Origin of the sequence: Gordonia sp. CPCC 206044 (assembly GCF_048537895.1) — a bacterium.
In the GTDB taxonomy this organism is placed as follows: Bacteria; Actinomycetota; Actinomycetes; order Mycobacteriales; family Mycobacteriaceae; genus Gordonia.
The window spans coordinates 315242-334878 of the sequence record NZ_JBCLVL010000004.1 but is presented as its reverse complement, the minus strand read 5'-3'; the positions used below and the strand labels follow the sequence as shown (position 1 = coordinate 334878).

Below are 19637 nucleotides of genomic sequence, written 5' to 3'. Positions count from 1 at the left end.
CATTGTCTGTGGTCGCTCAGGAATACTCGGTCGCCGCGTCCAATGCGCGGCGCATGCTCGGCATCGTCGTCGGTGTCGGGGTGCTGGTGGCGGTCTGTGCCCTCAGCGTCGCGGTGGGTGCCAAGACGATCCCGCTCGGCACCGTCTGGGATGCCCTGTTCTCCTTCGATCATTCCCCCGACGAGATCATCATTCGTGAACTACGAGTTCCACGAACGATTCTCGGGCTGATCGTCGGAGTGGCCCTCGGGGTGAGCGGTGCCCTGATCCAGGGCATGACCCGCAATCCGCTCGCCGATCCGGGGCTGCTCGGGGTCAACGCGGGCTCGGCGTTCTTCGTGGCCGTGGCGGTCGGGATCTTCGGGTTCACCGGGATCTGGACCTACCTCTGGTTCGCGTTCGCCGGGGCCGCGCTGGTGTCGGTGATGGTCTACATCCTGGGATCGATGGGAAGAGGGGCGCCGTCACCGATCCGCTTGACCTTGGCCGGGGTCGCGGTGAGCGCACTGCTCACCGGTATCACCCTGGGGCTCACCTTGCTCGACCCCGACGCATTCGACGAGATGCGTTACTGGCGCGCCGGTTCGATCGCCGGACGTGACATGTCCATCACCGGCGCAGTCCTGCCGTTCATCATCGTGGGGTTGGTGCTGGCCGTGTGGGCGGCCCGATCCCTGAACGCGATCGCTCTCGGCGACGACACCGCGAGATCGTTGGGCGCCGATGTGGGCCGCACCCGCGTTGTCGGTACCGTCGCCGTCGCACTTCTGTGCGGAGCGGCGACGGCCGCGGCCGGTCCCATCTCCTTCGTCGGTCTGATGATCCCGCACATCGCGCGATGGGTCGTCGGTCCCGATCAACGATGGATCGTGGCGTACAGCATGATCGGCGGCGCGATCCTGGTGCTGCTGTCCGACGTGGTCGGCCGCGTCATCATCCGGCCGGGCGAGATGCAGGTCGGTGTCGTGACCGCCTTCATCGGTGCGCCGGTGCTGATCTTGTTGGTGCGCAGGGCGAAAGCGAGTGGCCTGTGACCCGGACGAGTATCGACTTCGGACGCCACGTGGTGGTGGCACGCGGCCCGTCCGGCGTGCCGTCGGCCCGGATCGTCGTGCGCTCGGTGGTGGTGATCGCGGCGCTGGTCGTGGCGGCGCTGCTGGTGGCACTGCTGGCCCTGGCCACCGGTGACTACCACGTCTCGCCGATGCACGTGATCGACACGGTCTTCGGTGGTGGCACGCGATTCGAACGGTTGGTCGTCACCGAATGGCGGATGCCGCGCGTGCTCACCGCGCTGGTACTCGGCGCCGCACTGGGAGTCAGTGGTGCCATCTTCCAATCGCTGACGCGCAATGCGCTGGGCAGTCCCGACATCATCGGGTTCAACACCGGCGCCTACACCGGGGCGCTGGTGGTGATCCTGGTCATCGGGTCCGACCACCGATACGGCACGGCCGCGGGCGCACTCGCCGGTGGCGTGATCACCGCACTGGCCGTGTACGCGTTCGCTTTCAAGCGCGGCGTCCAGGGGTTCCGATTGATCATCGTGGGCATCGGGCTCAGCGCGATGCTCGCCTCGCTCAACACCTGGCTGATCCTGAAGGCGGATCTCGACGACGCGATGTCGGCGGCGACCTGGGGTGCCGGCACCTTGAACGGGATCACCTGGGCCGACGCCACACCCGCGTTGATCGTGACGGCGGTCCTGGTGCCGTTCATCGTGATCGCGTCCTACCTGGGGCCGGTGATGGAGCTCGGTGACGACACCGCGCGGGCATTCGGTGTTCGCGTCGAACCCACGCGATTGTTCGTCATCGTGCTGGGCGTGGCGTTGACCGCAGTGGCGACGGCGGTGGCCGGACCGATCGCCTTCGTCTCGCTGGCCGCACCCCAGTTGGCCCGCAGGCTGACCCGGAGCGCGGGTGTGGCCCTGGCACCCGCCGCCGCCATGGGCGCGCTGCTGCTGGTGGGTAGCGACTACATCGCCCAGCACGCATTCGCGCCCACCCAGTTGCCGGTCGGCGTGGTCACCGCATCGGTGGGCGGCGTCTATCTGGTTTGGCTGCTCGCGCAGGAGGCACGACGATCATGAACAACAGCACACCCGACACCGCGTCGACCGTCGCCCGGTTGCAGGCGCGCGACATCACCATCGGCTACGACGAGCGGGTGATCAGCGAGTCGCTGTCCATCGACATCCCCGACGGGGCGTTCACGGTGATCGTGGGGCCCAACGCGTGTGGGAAATCGACTCTCCTGCGGGCACTCTCACGGCTCCTGAAGCCATCGAGCGGATCGGTCGTCCTCGACGGGCGATCGATACGCTCCTACCCGGCGAAGGAGGTGGCCCGCAGGCTCGGGCTGCTCCCGCAGACATCGGTGGCGCCGGAGGGCATACGCGTCGCCGAACTCGTGGCCCGCGGGCGTTTCCCCCGACAGTCGATGTTCCGGCAGTGGACGCCGGAGGACGAGACGGCGGTGCAGGAGGCGATGGCGGCCACCGGCGTCGGTGACCTCTCGGGACGCCTGGTGGACGAGCTCTCCGGAGGGCAACGCCAACGCGTCTGGGTGGCCATGGTGCTGGCGCAGGAGACACCGCTGATGCTCTTGGACGAGCCCACGACCTTCCTCGACATCGCCCATCAGATCGAGTTGTTGGACCTGTGCGCGGAACTGAACCGCGAACGGGGCCGTACCCTCGTCGCGGTTCTGCACGATCTCAACCATGCATTCCGATACGCCGACCACCTGGTGGCGATGAAGGCCGGACAGATCGTCGCGCAGGGACGGCCTGCCGACATCGTCGACGCCGGACTCATCGAAGACGTGTTCGGCCTGCGCTGCCGCATCATCGATGACCCCGAATCGCATACCCCCCTGGTCATCCCGCGACTGAGAGGAACGTGAATGACCGCAGCGCTCACCGCTGAATCCGTCACCGGTGCCCAGGCAGGCGTCTGGTACGGGCAGCAGTTGGCCGGCTCGTCGTCGACCTTCGTCGTCGCGCAGGGCTGGGAATGTCACGCCCCGCTGCATCTCGCGCGGCTCGTGGATGCGATCACCGGTGCCCTGGGAGAAGCGCCCGAACTCTTGTCGAGTTTCGGGTCGGTGGACGACGAGGTCGTCCAGTGGCCCGGCGCGCACGATGCCGATCAGGTTGCGGTGGTGGACTTCTCGGCCTCCGACGACGCGCGTGCCGCTGCCGACGCATGGATGCGTCGGCGCACCGGGACCGGAATCGATCCGTCGTGTGACCCCTGCTTCGACGTTGCGGTCCTGCGGCTCGCCGACCTCGACAACGGGATGGCCGAGGTCGTCGTGCACGTGCGCGCCCACCACATCGTCGCCGACCTGTATGCGCTGGGACTGTTCGGTCGGCGGGTGGGGGAGTTGTACGAGGCGTCGATGACCGATGCGCAGCCACCGTTGCCGTGGTTCGGGCGAGTCGGCGACGTCGTGGAGCACGAGGCGAGTTACCAAGGGTCGCCGCAGCACGACGAGGATGTCGCGTACTGGACGGAGGCCCTCGACGAGGTCGACTCCGTGAGCAGCCTCGCCGCACCGGCCGCGAACCGCCGGCAGGTCGCCTCGGTCGTCTCCCATGCCGAGCTGATCGACCCCGACACCGCGGATAGGTTGACCCGGCTCGGTTCTCGGGCCGGGGGCTCCTGGGGCGACGCGGTCACCGGCATGCTGGCGGCAGTCGTGGCCGGACGCCTCGGCACCGATCGTGTGGTGCTCGGCTATCCGATGATGAACCGGCTCGGGACGCCTGCCGCGGCGGTACCGACCATGGTGGTCAACGTCGTCCCGCTGCTGATCCCGATCACGCCGTGGATCTCGGTCACCGAGGCGACCGCTGCGGTGGTCGAGGGTGTGCAGCGCATGCGACCACACGCCCGTTGTCGCGGTGAGGAACTCGCGCGGTTGACGGCGCAAGGCCGACCGCGGATCTGGGTGAATGTGAAAGCCCTCGACGATCGACTGCGGTTCGGGGACGTGGACGTCACGGTGCACTCCTTGTCACGCGGACCTGTCGAAGAACTCACGGTCACGGTCCGCAAGACCTCGCGCGGCGAGATCGAGATCCAATTGGATGCAGATGATTCCGTCTTCGACGGTGCTGACCTGCGTCGGTTGGCCACGGAGCTGGTGGACCATCTGGGCGACGCCGCCACACCGAGGCGCTGGGATGCGCCGGTGGCGAGCGTACGCGGCCGGACCGCCGTGGACGAGGGGCCGCAAGCCGAGTCGTCGGAAACGCTCGCCGACCTTCTCGCCGGGGCCGACGGCGACGGCTCGATGGTCGGCGACGTGATCGGGGCCGACGTGATCGGCGAGGACGAGGTCGTCGACTACGGCGAACTCCACACGCGTGCACGTCAACTCGCCCGGGTCCTGATCGAAGAGGGCATCGGTCCCGACGACCGGGTGGCGCTGCTTCTGCCGCGCGACCCGTCGGCGGTGGTCGCCATCGTGGCGATCGGGCTGACCGGTGCCGCCGCCGTCCCCGTCGACCCGGGGTACCCGCGGGCGCGGATCGAGCACATCCTCGACGATGCGCAACCGCAGATGGTGGTGAGTGACAGCATATTCGGCGAACCACGGGAAGGTCTCGACGTGTTCCGGCTCGACGATGCCCGGACGCTCCGGCGGCTCGTCGCGACGGATCCGGCACCGTTCACCGCCACGGAGCGCCATCGACCGGTGCATCCCGGACACCTCGCGTGCGTGGCCTACACCTCGGGATCGACCGGGGTCCCCAAGGGCGTCATGGTCACCCAGGGTGCGATGGTCAACCGGCTCGCCTGGGCCGCACGCGATTGGCTGGGCGGCACCATCGGCGCGGGTACACCGGCGGCGCGGACATCCCTGTGGAAGAGCCCGATCGGATTCATCGACGGCATCACCGAGATCCTCGGCGCACTGCTGCGCGGCGACCGGATCGTGATCGCCGGTGACGATGCGGCACGAGATCCGCAGGCCCTACGGGCACTGATGCGGACCCACGCGGTCCCGCACCTGACCGCGGTCCCGTCGTTGATCCGTGAGCTCCTCACGGACATGCCCGACGAATCCGACACCGTCGCAGCGGGTTCACCTGCCGTCTGGATCTCCAGCGGTGAGCGACTCGCCGACCACCTCGTGCACCGCCTCGAACGGCACCACCCCGGCGCGCGCCTGATCAACTCGTACGGTTCGACCGAGGTGACCGGCGACGCGACCTATGGCGAGGTGGTGTCGGGGCAGGCCGTGACCATCGGGTCCGCGGTGCCCGGGACGTCCGTGACGATCCTCGACTCCTGGCTGCGTCCCGTCGGCATCGACACCGTGGGCGAACTCTACGTCGGAGGTGTCCAACTCGCGCGCGGCTACCACGGGCATGCGGAGTGGACCGCCCAACGATTCGTCGCCGACCCCGATCACGCGGGTGGGCGTCTGTTCCGTACCGGAGATCTCGCCACCCGAGACCGGTTCGGGCGTATCCGACTGCTCGGCCGCACCGATGACCAGGTGAAGATCCGCGGTGTCCGCGTGGAGCCTGCCGAGGTGGAGCGAGTCGTCGCCGATGCGCCCGGGGTCGATCGGGCGGTGGTCGGCACCACGACGACCGGCCCCGACGATGACGTGGTGCTGATCGCTTATGTCACACCGGCATCGAGCGGGGCCGCCGCACTCGACGTCACCGCGATCCGAGCCCATGCCGCCGCTCGGTTGCCGTCACACATGGTGCCCGCCGCGGTCACGGTCCTCGACACGATCCCGTTGTCGGCGCACGGAAAGGTCGACAGGGCCGCGCTGCCCGAGCCGCACTGGCCCGACGACGGTGACGAGGTCGTCGCCGCACGGACCGAGACCGAACACATGCTCGCCGAGGCGTACCGCGCCGTCCTCGGGCGCGGAGGTCGGTCGGTACACGACGACTTCTTCGCGCTCGGTGGTCATTCGCTGCTCGTCACGCGACTGCTGAACAGGTTGTCGGGCAACGGGACCGCCCGCCTGACGATGCGCGACGTCTTCGACCATCCCACCATCGCCGACCTCGCGGCGCTCGTCGACGGTCGCGGCATCGACGGGCCCGGGGGTTCGACCGACCGGGATTCGGTGCCACCGGTGGCCGCCGGAACAGGTGCGGACGACGCGGTGTTGTCGGCCGCACAGGAGCGACTCTGGTACCTGTTCCGCCTGGAAGGGGCGACCAGCGCGTACAACATTCCGATCGTGTTGCGGCTGCCCACCGTGCCGGATGCGCGCGCACTGGATGCGGCGGTGCGCGACGTGGTCGAACGTCACGAGGCACTCCGCACGGTCATCGCCGAGGACACGGGCGGCCGGGCGACGCAGCACGTCGTCGCGATGTCGGAGATCGACACGACCACGACGAGCATCCGGGTCGCGAGGGGCGAGACCGAAGCCGCGTTGGCGGACTGTGCCACGCACGAGTTCGACCTCGCCGGGGAGATCCCGATCAAGGTGTTCACGGTCGCCGAGGATGACGACGGTCCATGTGCGGTACTGCTGCTGGTGCACCACATCGCCGGAGACGAGTGGTCGTCACCGCTGTTGGTCTCGGATCTGTCGGCGGCCTACGTCGCCCGAATCGGCGGTGACACACCGTTGTTCGACCCGCTGCCGGTGACCTACCGTGATCACGCGGCGTGGCAACGATCGCTGCGCACGCACCCGCGGATGCGCGACGGCATCGACCACTGGCGTCGCCGGTTGGCCGGGGCGCCGGCGGAACTCGCACTGCCATACGACCATCCGCGACCGACGACCGCCGACTATGCAGGCGGACGGGTGGCGTTCCGCCTGGACCCCGTGGTCGCGGATGGGCTGCGGGAACTCGCCCGTCGCAGACGGGTGTCGATGTTCATGCTGCTGCACACCGCGGTGGCCGTGACGCTGGCCAAACAGGGCGCCGGAGATGACATCGTCGTCGGCAGCCCGGTGGCCGGCCGGGACGACGTATCCGTGCACGACCTGGTCGGGTTCTTCGTCAACATGGTGGTGTTGCGCACCGACCTCGGCGGGAATCCGTCGCTCGGCGAACTCGTATCCCGGGTCCGTGACACCGATCTCGAGGCGATGGCGTGGTCGGATGTGCCGTTCGAATCGGTCGTGGATGCGGTGTCGCCACCACGCGTGATGGGACGCCACCCGTTGTTCGGGGTGATGGTGCAGTTCCGCGCCGCCTGGTCGATCCCCGGGTTCGCCGGGCTGCCGACGGACGTCACGCCGATCGATCCGGGCACGGCGAAATTCGATCTGACCGTCGATGCCACCGAACACGAGGCGTCGGGCGAGATCGACGTGCGCCTCGATCATTCGGCAGGACTGTTCGATCGAACCACCGTCGAGACGTTCGCCGCTGACTTGCAGATCATCCTGGCGGCGCTCGCGTCGGACACCGACCGACGGCTGTCGGACCTCGACACGATCGACGATGCCCGGCGGCAACAGATCCTGCATCGGTGGGCACACGGTCGGGCGTCGGATCTGCCGCGCGCGACGGTGGACGCGCTGCTGCGGCGCGCAACGGCCGAACACGCCGGACGGGCCGCGATCCGAGCGGGTGCCGACGTCGTCGACCACGCCGAGTTGGATCGTCGGGTCGGGGTGCTCGCCGGACGGCTCGGCGCCGCAGGCGTGCGTCCCGGAGACCACGTCGCTGTCCTGACCGGACGCGGTGTGCAACTGCCGGTCGCCCTCGCGGCGGTCTTTCGGGCCGGGGCCGTGTGTGTCCCGGTGGATGCCGGCTACCCGGCGGAGCGGATCTCGTTCATCCTCGCCGACTCGGGAGCGTGTGCCGTGGTGGTCGACTCGAGTACCGGCGACGCGGTGCCGTCGACCGCCGAAGTGGTGATCCGCGCCGACGACATCGGTTCGGCCGGGGCCGTGGCCTCGGGTGCCCCGGTACGTCCGGAATCGGGTGCCATGCTGCTCTACACGTCCGGATCGACCGGGACTCCCAAGGGTGTGTTGCTTTCGCACGCCGCGTTGTCGCATCGGATCATGCTGGCGGAGAAAGACTTCGGCGTCGGTCCCCATACGGTGGGCCTGGCCAAGTCGGCGGTGGGCTTCGTGGATGCCGCGACCGAGCTGTTCGGCGTGCTCTGCGCCGGCGGCACGGTCGTGATGGCCGACGACGACGCGGCAGGTGACCCGTCCCGACTCGCGGCGCTCGTCGGCGAGCACCGCGTCACCGATCTGGTCACCGTGCCGACCATCGCACGCCTGCTCGCCGACGATGCCACGGTGTCGTCGGCGCCGATCGGCCGCTGGGTGTGTTCAGGAGAGTCGCTCACCGCAGCCGTGGCACGGCGTGTGGCCAGCGCGGCGCCCCGGGCCACGGTCGTCAATCTGTACGGATGCACCGAGGTGTCCGGAGACGTGACCGGCCACGAGGTCCGCGCGACCGACACCGACGAGACCGCGGTGCCGATCGGTCGCCCGTTGCGTGGCGCCCGCGTGTACGTTCTCGACCAATGGCTGCGCCCGACCCGACCCGGGGTGATCGGCGAACTCTACGCAGGCGGACCACATCTCGCCGACGGCTATCATCGACGGCCGATGGAGACGGCGACCAGGTTCGTCGCCGATCCCTTCGGAGCGAGCGCGGGTGGGCGTCTGTATCGCACCGGCGATCTGGCCCGGTGGGATCGTGACGGGACTCTGCACCTCGCCGGGCGCGCCGACGACCAGATCACGGTTCGCGGAGTGCGAATCGAGCCGGGCGAGATCGCGGCGATGATCGAATCGCTCGAGACCGTCGACACGGCCGTCGTGGTGCCGAGGATCTCGGAGACGACCGGCGCGGTGATGCTCACCGCGTACGTCACCGTCCGGGCGGGCGTCGACACGGCGGTCGACGGGACACAACTGCGTTCGGCTCTCATCGGCCGGCTGCCGGACACCATGATCCCGGCCACCGTCATCGTCCTCGACGACCTGCCACTCAACCCGAACGGCAAGATCGACCGGCGGGCACTGCCCGCTCCGACGCCGGATACGGATGCGGCACATCGGGAACCGACGACCGCAGCCGAGGAGCGGTTGCGTGCGATCTTCGCCGATGTCCTCGGACGGGCGGACGATCCGGGATCGGTGGGTGTCGACGACGACTTCTTCGAACTCGGCGGCGACAGCATCGCATCACTGCGGGTGGTGGCGGCGGCGGTGCGCGACGGGCTCGCGTTGACCTCGCGGCAGATGCTCGAGAACCGCACGGTCGCGGCACTGGCGGCGACCGTCGACGCGGGCGTGCCGTCGGCGCAACCGGAGCCCCCGTCGGAGCCGATAGCGGTGCCACCCAGCACGATTCAACAGCGTCTACGGCAGTCGGGTCGTCCGATCGACGGTGACGTCATCACCGAGATGGTGCGAGTCGTCGGCGACGGTGACCTGACCACGATGCGATCGGCGGTGCTGGAGGCGAGCCGTCGGCACGAGGCGCTGCGCCTTCGTGTGGTGCCGAAGAACAAACTCGTCTGGGTCAGCGAGATCCTGCCGCCGGACACGGACCGGATCACCGATCAGATCGTCGACATCTCGATGGCAGCGATCGACGACACATCCCTGGCGGAGGCGGCCGACCGGCTCGCCGAGCGCGTGCAGATCACCGAGGGACGGCCGTTGGCCGTCGGTGTGGTGGCGACCCCCGACGGGCATGTCGTGGTGCTGGCGGCGCATCAGATGGCCCTGGACCGGCGTTCCCTGCACGCCTTGGCGGCCGAGATCTGCGGGGGAGCGCCCACGAGCGCCGACATGGCGTTCAGCGCCGCGACGGCCGCGCTCGACGAGGTGGCGCGGGCCGACGACGGACGGTCGGCGGCCATCGAGGCTGCTGCTGGAGAACTGATCGCACTGCGGCCCGGGCCGTCAACCGACTGCATCGGGTCGGCGTATGCATCGACGATCGTCTCGGGCGCCGACCGTGCCGCGGTGCGGGCCGGGTTCGCCGGTGTGGTGCAGGCGGACTCCGCAGACACCGACACCGACCTGAGGGGTCTGCTCGACGGCTCCGCCGACGGGGCGATCGGCGCGTTCACCACACCGACCGTGCCGTCCGGCACATGGGGATCGGGGGAATGGATCGCGTTGCTGCGCTATGGAAATCGCACTGTGCGCAAAGCCCTCAAACGCATGGGTCACGGCACCGCGCTGGTCACCGAGGCGTTCGGGGAGATCCCGCGAGCGCACCGTCGGGAGGGCGTCGAGGCGGACTACCCGGTAGTGGCCCGATTCCGGCAGTGCGCCGATACGGATGGTTTCGAGCTCACCGTCGTCGCGGACGACGACGCGACCGCCACTCGGCTGTGCTCGCAGTGGGCCGCCGCGATCGCTCGGTAGACAAACGCGGACCTTCCAGGCGAAACCGGGTGTAGCCACACTCCGGTTCGCCTGGAAGGTCCGCGTTCGTTACGGCCGTCAGAGAGAAGCCAGCTGGGGTGTGAGCGCGTCGAGCAGATAGGGGATGCTGGCGGCACTCGGCGATCGGAACGCCTTGGCCTCGACCAAGGAGAACGCGGTCACCGAGCCATCGCGCACCGCACGGACCGACGACCAGTTCGGTTGCTCCTCGAGCGACTTCTTGCGCTCGGCCTGCACGATCAGGAGATCGGCCGCATCGAGTTTCGCGGTCTGTTCGACGGACAGCGAATTGTTCTGCGTGGCAACGTCGGCCATGGTGAGCCCGATCGCCTCCATGAACGATTCCTGGCTTCGGGCGCTACTGGCCACGAGGTAGGACCCCTGATAGAAGCTCACCTGCAGGAAGCTCTTGCCCTCGATCTCGGGGTGGGCCGCCCGGGTGTCCGCGAGCTTCTTCTCGACGTCGGCGATCACCGCGTCGGCTTTCTGGTCACGCCACATGAGGGCTCCGATGGCGCGTGTCGTCGCCTGCCAGTCGTCGGCGTCATGCGTCTTGCCCTGGGATACGTAGGTCGGCGCGATCGCACTCAACGTGTCGTAGGTCGCCTGGTCTTTGGCCTGCAGCGCACCGGCCAGGATGAGGTCCGGTTGCAGTGCGGCAATGGACTCGGGATTGATCGGGTCGAACTGATCACCCAGCTCGACCACGGACGGGGCGAACGGCGTCTTCTGCCAGGGCCCTGTCGCCCGCGCACCCTTGGGAAGGAAGTTCGCGATCCCGACGATGGTGTCGTCAGCATCGAGTGCCGTCACCGTGTCGGCGTAGGCGGGGAGCAGGACGACGACGCGCTCGGGAGCCGCATCCGTGTGCACCGGGCCGAATGTGGTGTCGACGGTGTGTGCGCCCGTCTCGTCGGATGTGGAGCTGTCGGATCGATCGTCGGAGCTCTCACCGCATCCGGCCAACACCAGCAGGGTGGTGAACAGCGCGGCGAGCAGACGGAATCGCGTCATGTCGGTCCTTTCAACCAAGTCACACCATCGGGTCAGCTTATGACCTGAATGGAAGTTTGACTATAGGCTAATTTGGACCTATCCGACGACGCCGCTCGGTGCGCGCCGAGTCCCGGGCTGCTGACGGGGCATCCGGTTCGGCGGGACCGGGTAGGGCCTGCCGCGATCAAGAGTGCCTGCGGCGATGTTGGGCCCGCACGCGATGACGGCATTGCGTGCATCCGGCACCGGATCGCCGAAATGCGGCCGCGCGGTGTCGGGCCGGTGTGCGAAGTCGAACGTCGACGTCATGTCTCCGACGACACGGCGTCGCCAGGGTGTCAGATTCGGGACGTCGACCCCGAATCTCTTCTCGATGAGCCGGAGTTGCGACGTGTGGTCGAATGTCCCCGAGGCCACCAGGCCGCCGCGGCTGTACGGCGAGATGACGAAACAGGGAACCCGGTAGCCGAGACCGATGGGGCCGCGGATGCCCTTGGCCGACGCCACCTTGCCGAGATCGGGGACGCTGACGTACTCGCCCTTGGTGCCCGGTGGTGGGGTGGGCGGCGTGACGTGGTCGAAGAATCCGCCGTTCTCGTCGTAACTGATGATCAGTGCGGTCTTCTCCCAGACCGCGGGATTCGAGGTCAGGATGTCGAGGAGCGTCACGATGCCCACCGCACCGAGCGCCGCGGGGAGTGCGGGGTGCTCACACTCCATGGCGGGCGGAACCACCCAGGAGACCTTGGGAAGTCGGTCGGCGGCCACGTCGGATCGGAAGTCTTCCGGATAGCGCGGGTCGATGCCGCGCCGGGCCAATTCGGACGCCGGGTTGCGCGCCTGTGTGAAACAACCCATCATGCCGTCGAGGAGTACCGACGACACCGGGCCGAGGTCGCGATTGTTGTAGATCTTCCAACTCACGCCCGCGTCACGCAGATTCTCCGGCATCGTGCGCCAGCTGTAGGCGAATTTCGGTATGAGCGTTGGTGTCTCGAGCAGCGGCCCGCCATGTGTGCCGTCCGGGTCGAGTGTGCCGCTCATCCAGTAGAGGCGATTGGGGTCGGTCGGTCCGAGGACCGAGCAGTGGTAGTTGTCGCAGATGGTGAAGGCCTCGGCCAACGACCGGTGGACGGGGATGTCCTCGCGCTCGTAGTAGCCCATCAGGGCGGGCGCGTTGTCGCGGCCGACGGCCTCGATCGACATCGGCAGCCAGCCGTCGTTGCGCCCGTTGTGCCAGGCACGGTGCATACCGGACCAGGAGTGGTCCGGGTCGTTGATGCACTGGCCGTCGAGGTTCGCGTCATGGCGGGTGTCCAGCCGAAACGGCAGAGTGTGGCCCCGCCGCGTCGGGCCGACTCCGGGGGCCCAACCGCGTTGTTTCCACGCAGCGGACTGTTCGCCGAATCCACGTACGCCGGAATATGTTCCGAAGTAGTGATCGAAGGACCTGTTCTCCTGCATGAACAGGACGATGTGCTCGATGTCGTCGAGCGATCCGGTGCCGGCCGGGTCGGCGGACGCGTAGGCCTTGTCGATGATGGGCGCGGCCCACGATGTCAACAATGCTCCGCCGCCGACCGCGGCGACCCGCGACAGGAACTCACGACGTGACAAACCGGCAAACGGGTTGGAGGACATGGGACTCCCGGTGTGAAGGATTCAGGCGGGGTCAGTGTACTCCCGGAACCCGTACTGTTCGTGTGGTCCGATCGCCGCGAATTCGAACAGACCGTGACCAGTTGACTCGTCATCGGATACGACAAAACGGGCGAAATGGTCTGTCACGCAGAACATCTTCATCGTGGGATCGAGCTCGGAGACCTTGAGGTGGAGGTCCTCGACCTTGAGATCGCCCTGCCACATCCCGTGCCGCCAATCGGGCTCGAGCCCGTAGCCGGTGCCGAACGCGAGGTAGTTGGCGAGCTCGGGTCGACAGGTCACCGTCGTGACCTCCCCGGTTGGTCTGGTGAAACGCAGTGTGGCCTCGGCGATCTCACGTGTTCCGGGGATGAAGGTCAGGTCGTGGACGACGTGACCCAACCATTCGGAGTCGCGGTCCGGATCGCGCCACACCCGTCGCGCGTCGTCCATCACGCGTTCGCCGGTCTCCGTCTCCTGCACGACCACGACGATGGAGAAGTCGTCGAACTCCATGACCGAGTAGATCCAGAAGAAGGTCCCCGAGAGGTCGGCGGCCGCTCTGCGTCCCTGCGGTTCGGGTTCACCCACGGGACGGACGCCCCACGAGCGGTCGCGGTTGCCGCCCCACCCGTCCGGCGCGACGTCGAATCGTTTGCCGTCCACCGACAGGGTGCCCGCCCACGTCCCGGTCTGCACGAATCGTTGGGTGTCGAAGACGACGCGCTCGATCTGGCGCTGGAAGTGGCGCGGCTCGAGCACCGCCGGACCCGAGGAGGTGAACGTGAGATCGAAGGAGAGGTCGCCGTGTCCGTCGTCGAGGGCCACCCGTAGCCGATGCAGTCCCTCGAGCACCTCGATCGTGAACGGGCCCACCCGCAGGTCGCTTCGGTCGTCCCCGAGGGCACGCGAGGCACGCACCACGATGTGTTCGTCGCCGTGACGCGCGACGGCGAAACAGTCGGTGACCCCGAGATTCGGGTACACGCCGAGTCCGATGATGAGCCAGGGTGATTCGGCATCCTGACCATGGCAGTTGAAGTAGTAGCGGTCGTAGAAGTTTCGATCGGACGTCGCGACGTGCCGGATCACCTCCGCGGCCTGGTGGATCGGGTAATCGTCCATGGGGGACAGGGTCATCGGATCGCCTGCCAATAGGTTCCGTTCATCATCGCCTCCAGAGTTGCGCGGTGCATGATCATGTCGTCGGTGTCCTCGGGTTCGCTCGCCTGCCCGAAATGGATGGCGCGGGACTGGATTCGGTACATCACGACGGCGTGGATCAGCGCGGCGTACGTCGTGTAGAAGTCCAGGTCGCGGGGTTCGTGGCCGGAGAGACGGTGATAGATCTGCGCCACGTCGTCGCGGCGCAGGAAATCGGGTAGTCCCGGCATACCGGCCAGTTCCGCGAGATCTTGGAAGAATCTGTGCAAGAAGATCAGCCACGCCACATCCAACTCGCGCGGGCCGTACGCGGCCATCTCCCAGTCGAGTACGGCGGCCGGTGTGAAATCGCGGTAGATGACATTGCCGATGCGAGCGTCACCCCAGGTCAGCACCGCGTCGGTCTCGTGCGGGAAATGCTCGTCCACCCAGGCGAATCCGCGTTCGATCAGCGGCGAACCGGCGCGACCGCTCGCGGCCCAGTCATAGAACTCGCGGGTGCGCCGGATATGGGCGCGCAGTGGCGTCTCGCCCGGGCCGGGGAGATCGAGGGATTCCTTCGGTACCGGTGCCGCGTGGATCCTCGCCAGGGTCTCGACGGTGGTCTCGGTCAGCCGTGAGCGCTGTTCGGCGGTCGCCTCGCTGACCCAGGACCCGAACGTGTAGGGCATGACATCCGGCGGCACCTCACCGTCGACACGTGCCATGACGAAGAACGGCGCTCCCAGCGGGGTGGAATCGGGCTCGGACCAGAACAGCCGGGGTACCGCGACGTCGGTGGTGTCGGCGATGTGTCCGATGATCCGGAACTGCCGATCCAGGTCGTACCGCGCGAACACCGGATCGCTGTCGGTCAACGGTGCGAGGCGTGCCACCAGCGGGTGGTTGCGCCCCTCCCACTCCACGTCCAACACGATCGTCTCGCTCGACATCCCGTTTGCGGACGGGATCTCGAGGCGGTTGATGGTGGGCGGCGAGTCGAGGACGGTCGGTAGCCAGTCGGCCAGGCGTGCCCGCAGCAGATCCGGGTCGCGTCGCGACGAACTGGGACGGGCGACCTCGTTCGGGTCGGATGAATTGCTTTCCGGCATCGGTACTTCCATCGAACTCGCGGGAATGGGATCAGCTGGAATTAGAACACGTTCCGCCGTCCGTGTGGGTAGGGTTTCGGCAGATCGGACACGACCGGTTCGTGCATCCTTGACCTGCGCACTCGCGGTGTCCACCATGGGGGCATGGACGCCGCGTCGATCACCGGGGCGCGCAATTGGGATGCGGTCCGGGCCGACCACCCCGAGGTCGTGAAACGCCTCGAGGACGGTTTGCTGCGATCCGACGACGCCGCCGACGCGGTCATCGCCGAGATGTACGAGCGCTCGATGGCCTGGCCGCAACTGCTCGCCGCCGTCGACACAGGTTCGGCGGCCGTCGAGGTGCCGCCTGCGCTCGCGGCGTTGCTCGATGCGGCCGGATCGTCGCCACCGTGGTTCGATGCCGCGCTCGCCGACGCCGGGGCGCGTGCGTGGTGGAGATTCGGCACGCTGCAGTCGTCCACCCTGTACCAATCGTTGATCTACGGCTACAAGGCGCAGGGTTTCGTCCGTCCGCTCGCCGCGACCGGGCGGCTCGGCGACGGCACCCTCGAACGGGTTCAGAACACCGCTCGCTGGGTTGCCGAGGCGACCACACCGGGTGCGATGGCCCCCAGACAGCCGGGTTGGGTGGCGACGATACGAATCCGGTTGTTGCATGCCCTGATTCGAGATCACCTACGTACCGACCGGTCGGGTACCGGGCAGGTCTGGGACGACGAGGCGTGGGGCATCCCGATCAATCAGACCTACTCCCAGTTGACCATCACCGGTGGCTTCCTGGTGCTGCCACTGATCGTGGCCAGAGATCTGGGTATCCGGTACAGCAGCGCCGAGCGGGAGGCGATCTGCCATCTGTGGCGGTGGATCGGATACGTCATCGGTGTCGACGAGGACCGGCTCCCGGTCGACTTCTCCGACGCCCGGGAACTGTTCACGATCGCCGCCGAGTTCGAACTCGAACCCGACGCGGTGTCCAAACGGTTGACCCGTGCGCTGCTGCGCGATGGGTTCGACCTGCACAACGCCCTGCCGCTGCCCGCTCCGATGGTGACGATGATGGGGCTGTTCATCAAACCGGTTCTGTCCACATCCTTTTCGTCGATCAGCACCCGGTGGGTGGAGCGACCGGCGGCCGGGGCGCTCGGGCTGCGCCGCACCCCTCTCCATCATCTCGTCGATGTGGCCCGGCCCGCGGTTCGGCTGCGTGAGGTGGTTCGTGCGACCGGACTGCTCGGCTCCGAGAGTGCCGTCGTGCGCAGGGAACTACGCACCGTCCGACGTGGGCTCGGGTTGCCGCCCGTCGACGATCCACCGTTGACCGAGGTTGGTTAATCTTGGTAACTTAACGCCGGTAATCAACTGGCGGGAGACACGCATGCTGGCGACCTTGACCCGATGGATTCTCCGTGCGCCGCGCGCGGTGCTCGCCGGTGCGGTCCTGCTGCTCGTGCTGGCCGGGTTGTATGGGGCCACCGCGGCGCAGCACCTGCTGGCCGGTGGCTACAGCGACCCGCATTCGGAATCGTCACGCGCGGAGAACATCCTCGACGAGCAGTTCGCTCGCGGCGGTCTGCAGGTGGTCATCAAACTCGACGCGCCCGCCGGGACGGCCATGGCCGACGATCCGGCGGCGCGCAGGGTCGGCACCGGCGTCGTCGCGGAACTCGAACGCCTCGACTACGTGCAGCGGCCGATCCTGTCTGTCTGGCAGAACCCGACGTTGGCGCCCGCACTGGTCAGTCGAGACGGCAGATCGGCGCTGATCGTCGCGACCCTCGCCGGCGGTGAGGAGGACGCGCCTGCCCACGCCGCCGACATCGAGGACCGGTTCACCGGTGACCGGCAAGGGATCTCGATGCGGGTGGGTGGTCAGGCGCTGGTGTTCCATCAGGTCAACGAACAGACCACCAAGGATCTCGCTGTCGCCGAGGCGATCGCGATCCCCATCACTTTCCTGGTGCTCATCGTCGTCTTCGGTGGTCTGGTGGCCGCCGCGCTCCCGGTGGTGATCGGGATCGTCGCGATCATCGGCACCTTCGCGCTGCTGCGTCTCATCGCCGGTTTCGCCGACGTCTCGATCTTCGCCCTGAACCTCACCACGGCAATGGGTTTGGCGCTGGCCATCGACTACACGCTGCTCATCGTCACCCGATATCGCGAGGAGGTGGCCGACGGTTCGGCGCGGCCCGCGGCGATCCTGACGACGATGACGACCGCCGGGCGCACGGTGGCCTTCTCGGCGGTGACCGTTGCGCTGTCGCTGGCGGCGTTGGCGATCTTCCCGATGTACTTCCTGCGCTCGTTCGCGTACGCGGGCATCGGTGTGGTGTTGGTCGCGGTGCTCGCCGCGTTGATCCTCACCCCGGCGATCCTGATGGTGCTCGGTGCCCGAGTCGATGCGCTCGACATCCGCCGTCCGGTGCGTCGACTGCTGCGCAGGCCCGAACCCGTCCCGCGTCCGATCGAACACAGCCGCTGGTATCGCAGCGTCCAGTTCGTGTTGCGTCACGCTGCGCCGGTGGCCGCGTCGGTGACGATCCTGCTGCTCGTCCTCGGTGCGCCGTTCCTGGGGATTCGATTCGGCTTCCCCGACGATCGGGTGCTGCCGCCGTCGGCCACGTCGCACGCGATCCAGGAGGAGGTCCGGGACGGGTACGCGCAGGACCTGTCGTCGACCGCCACGGCGGTCCTGTCCGGTGTCACCGATGACGCCGCGTTGGCGGCGTACACCGCCCGACTCTCGCTGGTGGCCGATGTCGACTCGGCGACCTCGTCATCGGGGACATTCGTGAACGGACGGATGATGGCGCCCGGCGATCCCGCCGATCGCCGCGACGACGTGGCGATCGTGTCGGTGTCCACCGGCCTCGAACCCATGGGTGACGACGGTCTGGCGCAACTCGACGAACTGCGGGCGATTCCGCCGCCAGCCGGCGCGGAGGTCATGTTCACCGGCCTCGCGGCGACCAACGCCGACACCGTCGACGCGATCTACGCCCACCTGCCGTGGGTGCTTGCCGCCATCGCCGTGGCGACCTTCATCCTCCTGTTCCTGTTCACCGGCAGCGTCGTGCTGCCCCTGAAGGCCTTGGTGCTCAACGTGTTGTCGTTGTCGGCGACCTTCGGTGCCATGGTGTGGTTCTTCCAGGACGGGCATCTCGACGGACTCGGGACCACGGCGACCGGCTATCTCGTGGCGACGATCCCGGTGTTGATGTTCTGCATCGCCTTCGGGCTCTCGATGGACTACGAGGTGTTCCTCCTCGGTCGCATCCGCGAAGAATGGTTGGCCTCGGACCGCAGTCGCGACGGCAGCGATCATGCGGTCGCCGTCGGGCTGGCGCGGACCGGTCGGGTGGTGACCGCTGCGGCGTTGCTGATGAGCATCGTCTTCGCGGGCATCGCGGCGTCGGAGGTGTCGTTCATGCGTATGTTTGGGGTGGGGCTGACCCTCGCCGTCCTGATGGATGCCACATTGATCCGGATGCTGCTGGTCCCGGCGTTCATGCGTCTGGCAGGCCGCGCCAACTGGTGGGCACCGGGACCGCTGCGCCGGCTCCACGACCGATTCGGGCTCTCGGAGGAACCCGCCCCGGTCGCCACAGCAGGACCGTCGAACCAGGAGAGCAGTGCCGAGCACGACGAAACGCAACCGGTCGCCCCGCGGATCGGGTGAACTGCTGGCCGAGGAGATCATCGAGGCCGCGATGGCACTGTTGGTCGAACTCGGCGACGACGCCGCGGTGTCGATCCGCGCGGTCGCGAGTCGCGTCGGGGTGACACCTCCGTCGATCTATCTGCACTTCGCGGACAAGGGGGCATTGCTCGACGCGGTGTGCGCGCGCTACTTCGAGCAACTCGACGGTGTACTCGCCGAGGTGTCGGCGGGCGTCGACGATCCTCTCGAGCGTGCGTTGCAGCAGGGGATGGGCTACGTGCGGTTCGCCATGTCGACCCCCGTCCTGTATCGCATCGCCTTCCGGCCGACCGCCGCGGACGGATCGTCGAAGGTCGACGAGGTACTCGCCGCGTCGGCGTTCACGCGAATGACGGCCACCGTCACCGACCTGGCCGCAGAAGGGTTCTTCCCACAGTCGGATGTCCGTGAGGTGGTGCTGGAGTTCTGGGCCGCGGCTCACGGCGTGGCATCGTTGATGCTCGCGAAGCCCGGACTGCCCTGGGGTGATGACCTCGTCCTGGCCGAGACCCTGATGCGTTCGGTGTGTCTCGGACGGACCGTCCTGGGCACTCTCGCGTCCGCCCACGACCCCTCTGACGTGCGCGCCTGGTTGCGTGCGCAGCGGGCACCGCAAGCCTGAACGACGACATCGGCCCGTCGTCTGTCGCACTGAAAGTCAAGAGAAGGTA

11 protein-coding genes are annotated in these 19637 nt (G+C 67.8%); 7 read left to right on the top strand and 4 right to left on the bottom strand.

Features of this window, described 5'->3' with window-relative positions; translation table 11 throughout:
- The first annotated feature begins 53 nt into the window (after positions 1 to 53).
- The 4 genes from AAFP35_RS08175 to AAFP35_RS08160 are packed head-to-tail and all read left to right on the top strand — an operon-like array spanning position 54 to position 10353.
- A complete protein-coding gene (locus AAFP35_RS08175; protein WP_419221165.1) occupies positions 54 to 1034 on the top strand; it encodes a FecCD family ABC transporter permease in 981 nt (326 codons plus the stop codon).
- Positions 1031 to 2092: a FecCD family ABC transporter permease gene (locus AAFP35_RS08170; RefSeq protein ID WP_419221057.1), complete on the top strand. Its 1062-nt coding sequence runs from the start codon at positions 1031 to 1033 to the stop codon at positions 2090 to 2092. The genes AAFP35_RS08175 and AAFP35_RS08170 overlap by 4 nt, the downstream gene beginning before the upstream one ends.
- A complete protein-coding gene (locus AAFP35_RS08165) occupies positions 2089 to 2907 on the top strand; it encodes an ABC transporter ATP-binding protein (RefSeq protein WP_419221056.1) in 819 nt (272 codons plus the stop codon). Before AAFP35_RS08170 ends, AAFP35_RS08165 begins: the two co-directional genes overlap by 4 nt.
- Entirely contained in the window at positions 2908 to 10353 is a 7446-nt protein-coding gene (locus AAFP35_RS08160) for an amino acid adenylation domain-containing protein (RefSeq protein WP_419221055.1), read from the top strand.
- 78 nt (positions 10354 to 10431) lie between these two features.
- Here AAFP35_RS08160 and AAFP35_RS08155 read toward each other — a convergent pair whose 3' ends face one another.
- The 4 genes from AAFP35_RS08155 to AAFP35_RS08140 all read right to left on the bottom strand — a co-directional run bounded on the left by AAFP35_RS08155 (position 10432) and on the right by AAFP35_RS08140 (position 15266).
- Positions 10432 to 11388 carry an ABC transporter substrate-binding protein gene (locus AAFP35_RS08155; RefSeq protein ID WP_419221054.1) on the bottom strand — a complete coding sequence of 319 codons (957 nt, stop codon included), beginning with the start codon at positions 11386 to 11388 and terminating at the stop codon, positions 10432 to 10434.
- 78 nt (positions 11389 to 11466) lie between these two features.
- Entirely contained in the window at positions 11467 to 13011 is a 1545-nt protein-coding gene (locus AAFP35_RS08150) for a phospholipase C (RefSeq protein WP_419221053.1), read from the bottom strand.
- A gap of 21 nt (positions 13012 to 13032) precedes the next feature.
- On the bottom strand, positions 13033 to 14151 hold the full coding sequence (locus AAFP35_RS08145; protein WP_419221052.1) for a hypothetical protein: 1119 nt from the start codon (positions 14149 to 14151) through the stop codon (positions 13033 to 13035).
- Positions 14148 to 15266: a phosphotransferase family protein gene (locus AAFP35_RS08140; RefSeq protein WP_419221051.1), complete on the bottom strand. Its 1119-nt coding sequence runs from the start codon at positions 15264 to 15266 to the stop codon at positions 14148 to 14150. Before AAFP35_RS08140 ends, AAFP35_RS08145 begins: the two co-directional genes overlap by 4 nt.
- Positions 15267 to 15410: 144 nt before the next feature.
- Between AAFP35_RS08140 and AAFP35_RS08135 the strand changes: the two genes are divergently transcribed.
- From AAFP35_RS08135 to AAFP35_RS08125, 3 genes are read left to right on the top strand one after another with little or no spacing between them, the layout of a single operon-like run.
- The gene (locus tag AAFP35_RS08135) at positions 15411 to 16601 is read left to right on the top strand and encodes an oxygenase MpaB family protein (RefSeq protein ID WP_419221050.1); all 1191 of its coding nucleotides are present in this window, start codon (positions 15411 to 15413) and stop codon (positions 16599 to 16601) included.
- A 43-nt stretch (positions 16602 to 16644) separates the two neighbouring features.
- Positions 16645 to 18945 (top strand): MMPL family transporter, encoded by a 2301-nt coding sequence (locus AAFP35_RS08130; protein ID WP_419221049.1) that lies wholly within the window; start codon positions 16645 to 16647, stop codon positions 18943 to 18945.
- Positions 18899 to 19588: a TetR/AcrR family transcriptional regulator gene (locus AAFP35_RS08125; RefSeq protein WP_419221048.1), complete on the top strand. Its 690-nt coding sequence runs from the start codon at positions 18899 to 18901 to the stop codon at positions 19586 to 19588. The genes AAFP35_RS08130 and AAFP35_RS08125 overlap by 47 nt, the downstream gene beginning before the upstream one ends.
- The last annotated feature ends 49 nt before the right edge of the window (positions 19589 to 19637 follow it).

Bases quoted from the DNA above. Each gene is read 5' to 3' on its own strand.
- AAFP35_RS08175 (WP_419221165.1), top strand. From the start codon at position 54: ATGCTCGGCATCGTCGTCGGTGTCGGGGTGCTGGTGGCGGTCTGTGCC.
- AAFP35_RS08165 (WP_419221056.1), top strand. From the start codon at position 2,089: ATGAACAACAGCACACCCGACACCGCGTCGACCGTCGCCCGGTTGCAG.
- AAFP35_RS08160 (WP_419221055.1), top strand. From the start codon at position 2,908: ATGACCGCAGCGCTCACCGCTGAATCCGTCACCGGTGCCCAGGCAGGC.
- AAFP35_RS08155 (WP_419221054.1), bottom strand. From the start codon at position 11,388: ATGACGCGATTCCGTCTGCTCGCCGCGCTGTTCACCACCCTGCTGGTG.
- AAFP35_RS08150 (WP_419221053.1), bottom strand. From the start codon at position 13,011: ATGTCCTCCAACCCGTTTGCCGGTTTGTCACGTCGTGAGTTCCTGTCG.
- AAFP35_RS08145 (WP_419221052.1), bottom strand. From the start codon at position 14,151: ATGACCCTGTCCCCCATGGACGATTACCCGATCCACCAGGCCGCGGAG.
- AAFP35_RS08140 (WP_419221051.1), bottom strand. From the start codon at position 15,266: ATGCCGGAAAGCAATTCATCCGACCCGAACGAGGTCGCCCGTCCCAGT.
- AAFP35_RS08135 (WP_419221050.1), top strand. From the start codon at position 15,411: ATGGACGCCGCGTCGATCACCGGGGCGCGCAATTGGGATGCGGTCCGG.
- AAFP35_RS08130 (WP_419221049.1), top strand. From the start codon at position 16,645: ATGCTGGCGACCTTGACCCGATGGATTCTCCGTGCGCCGCGCGCGGTG.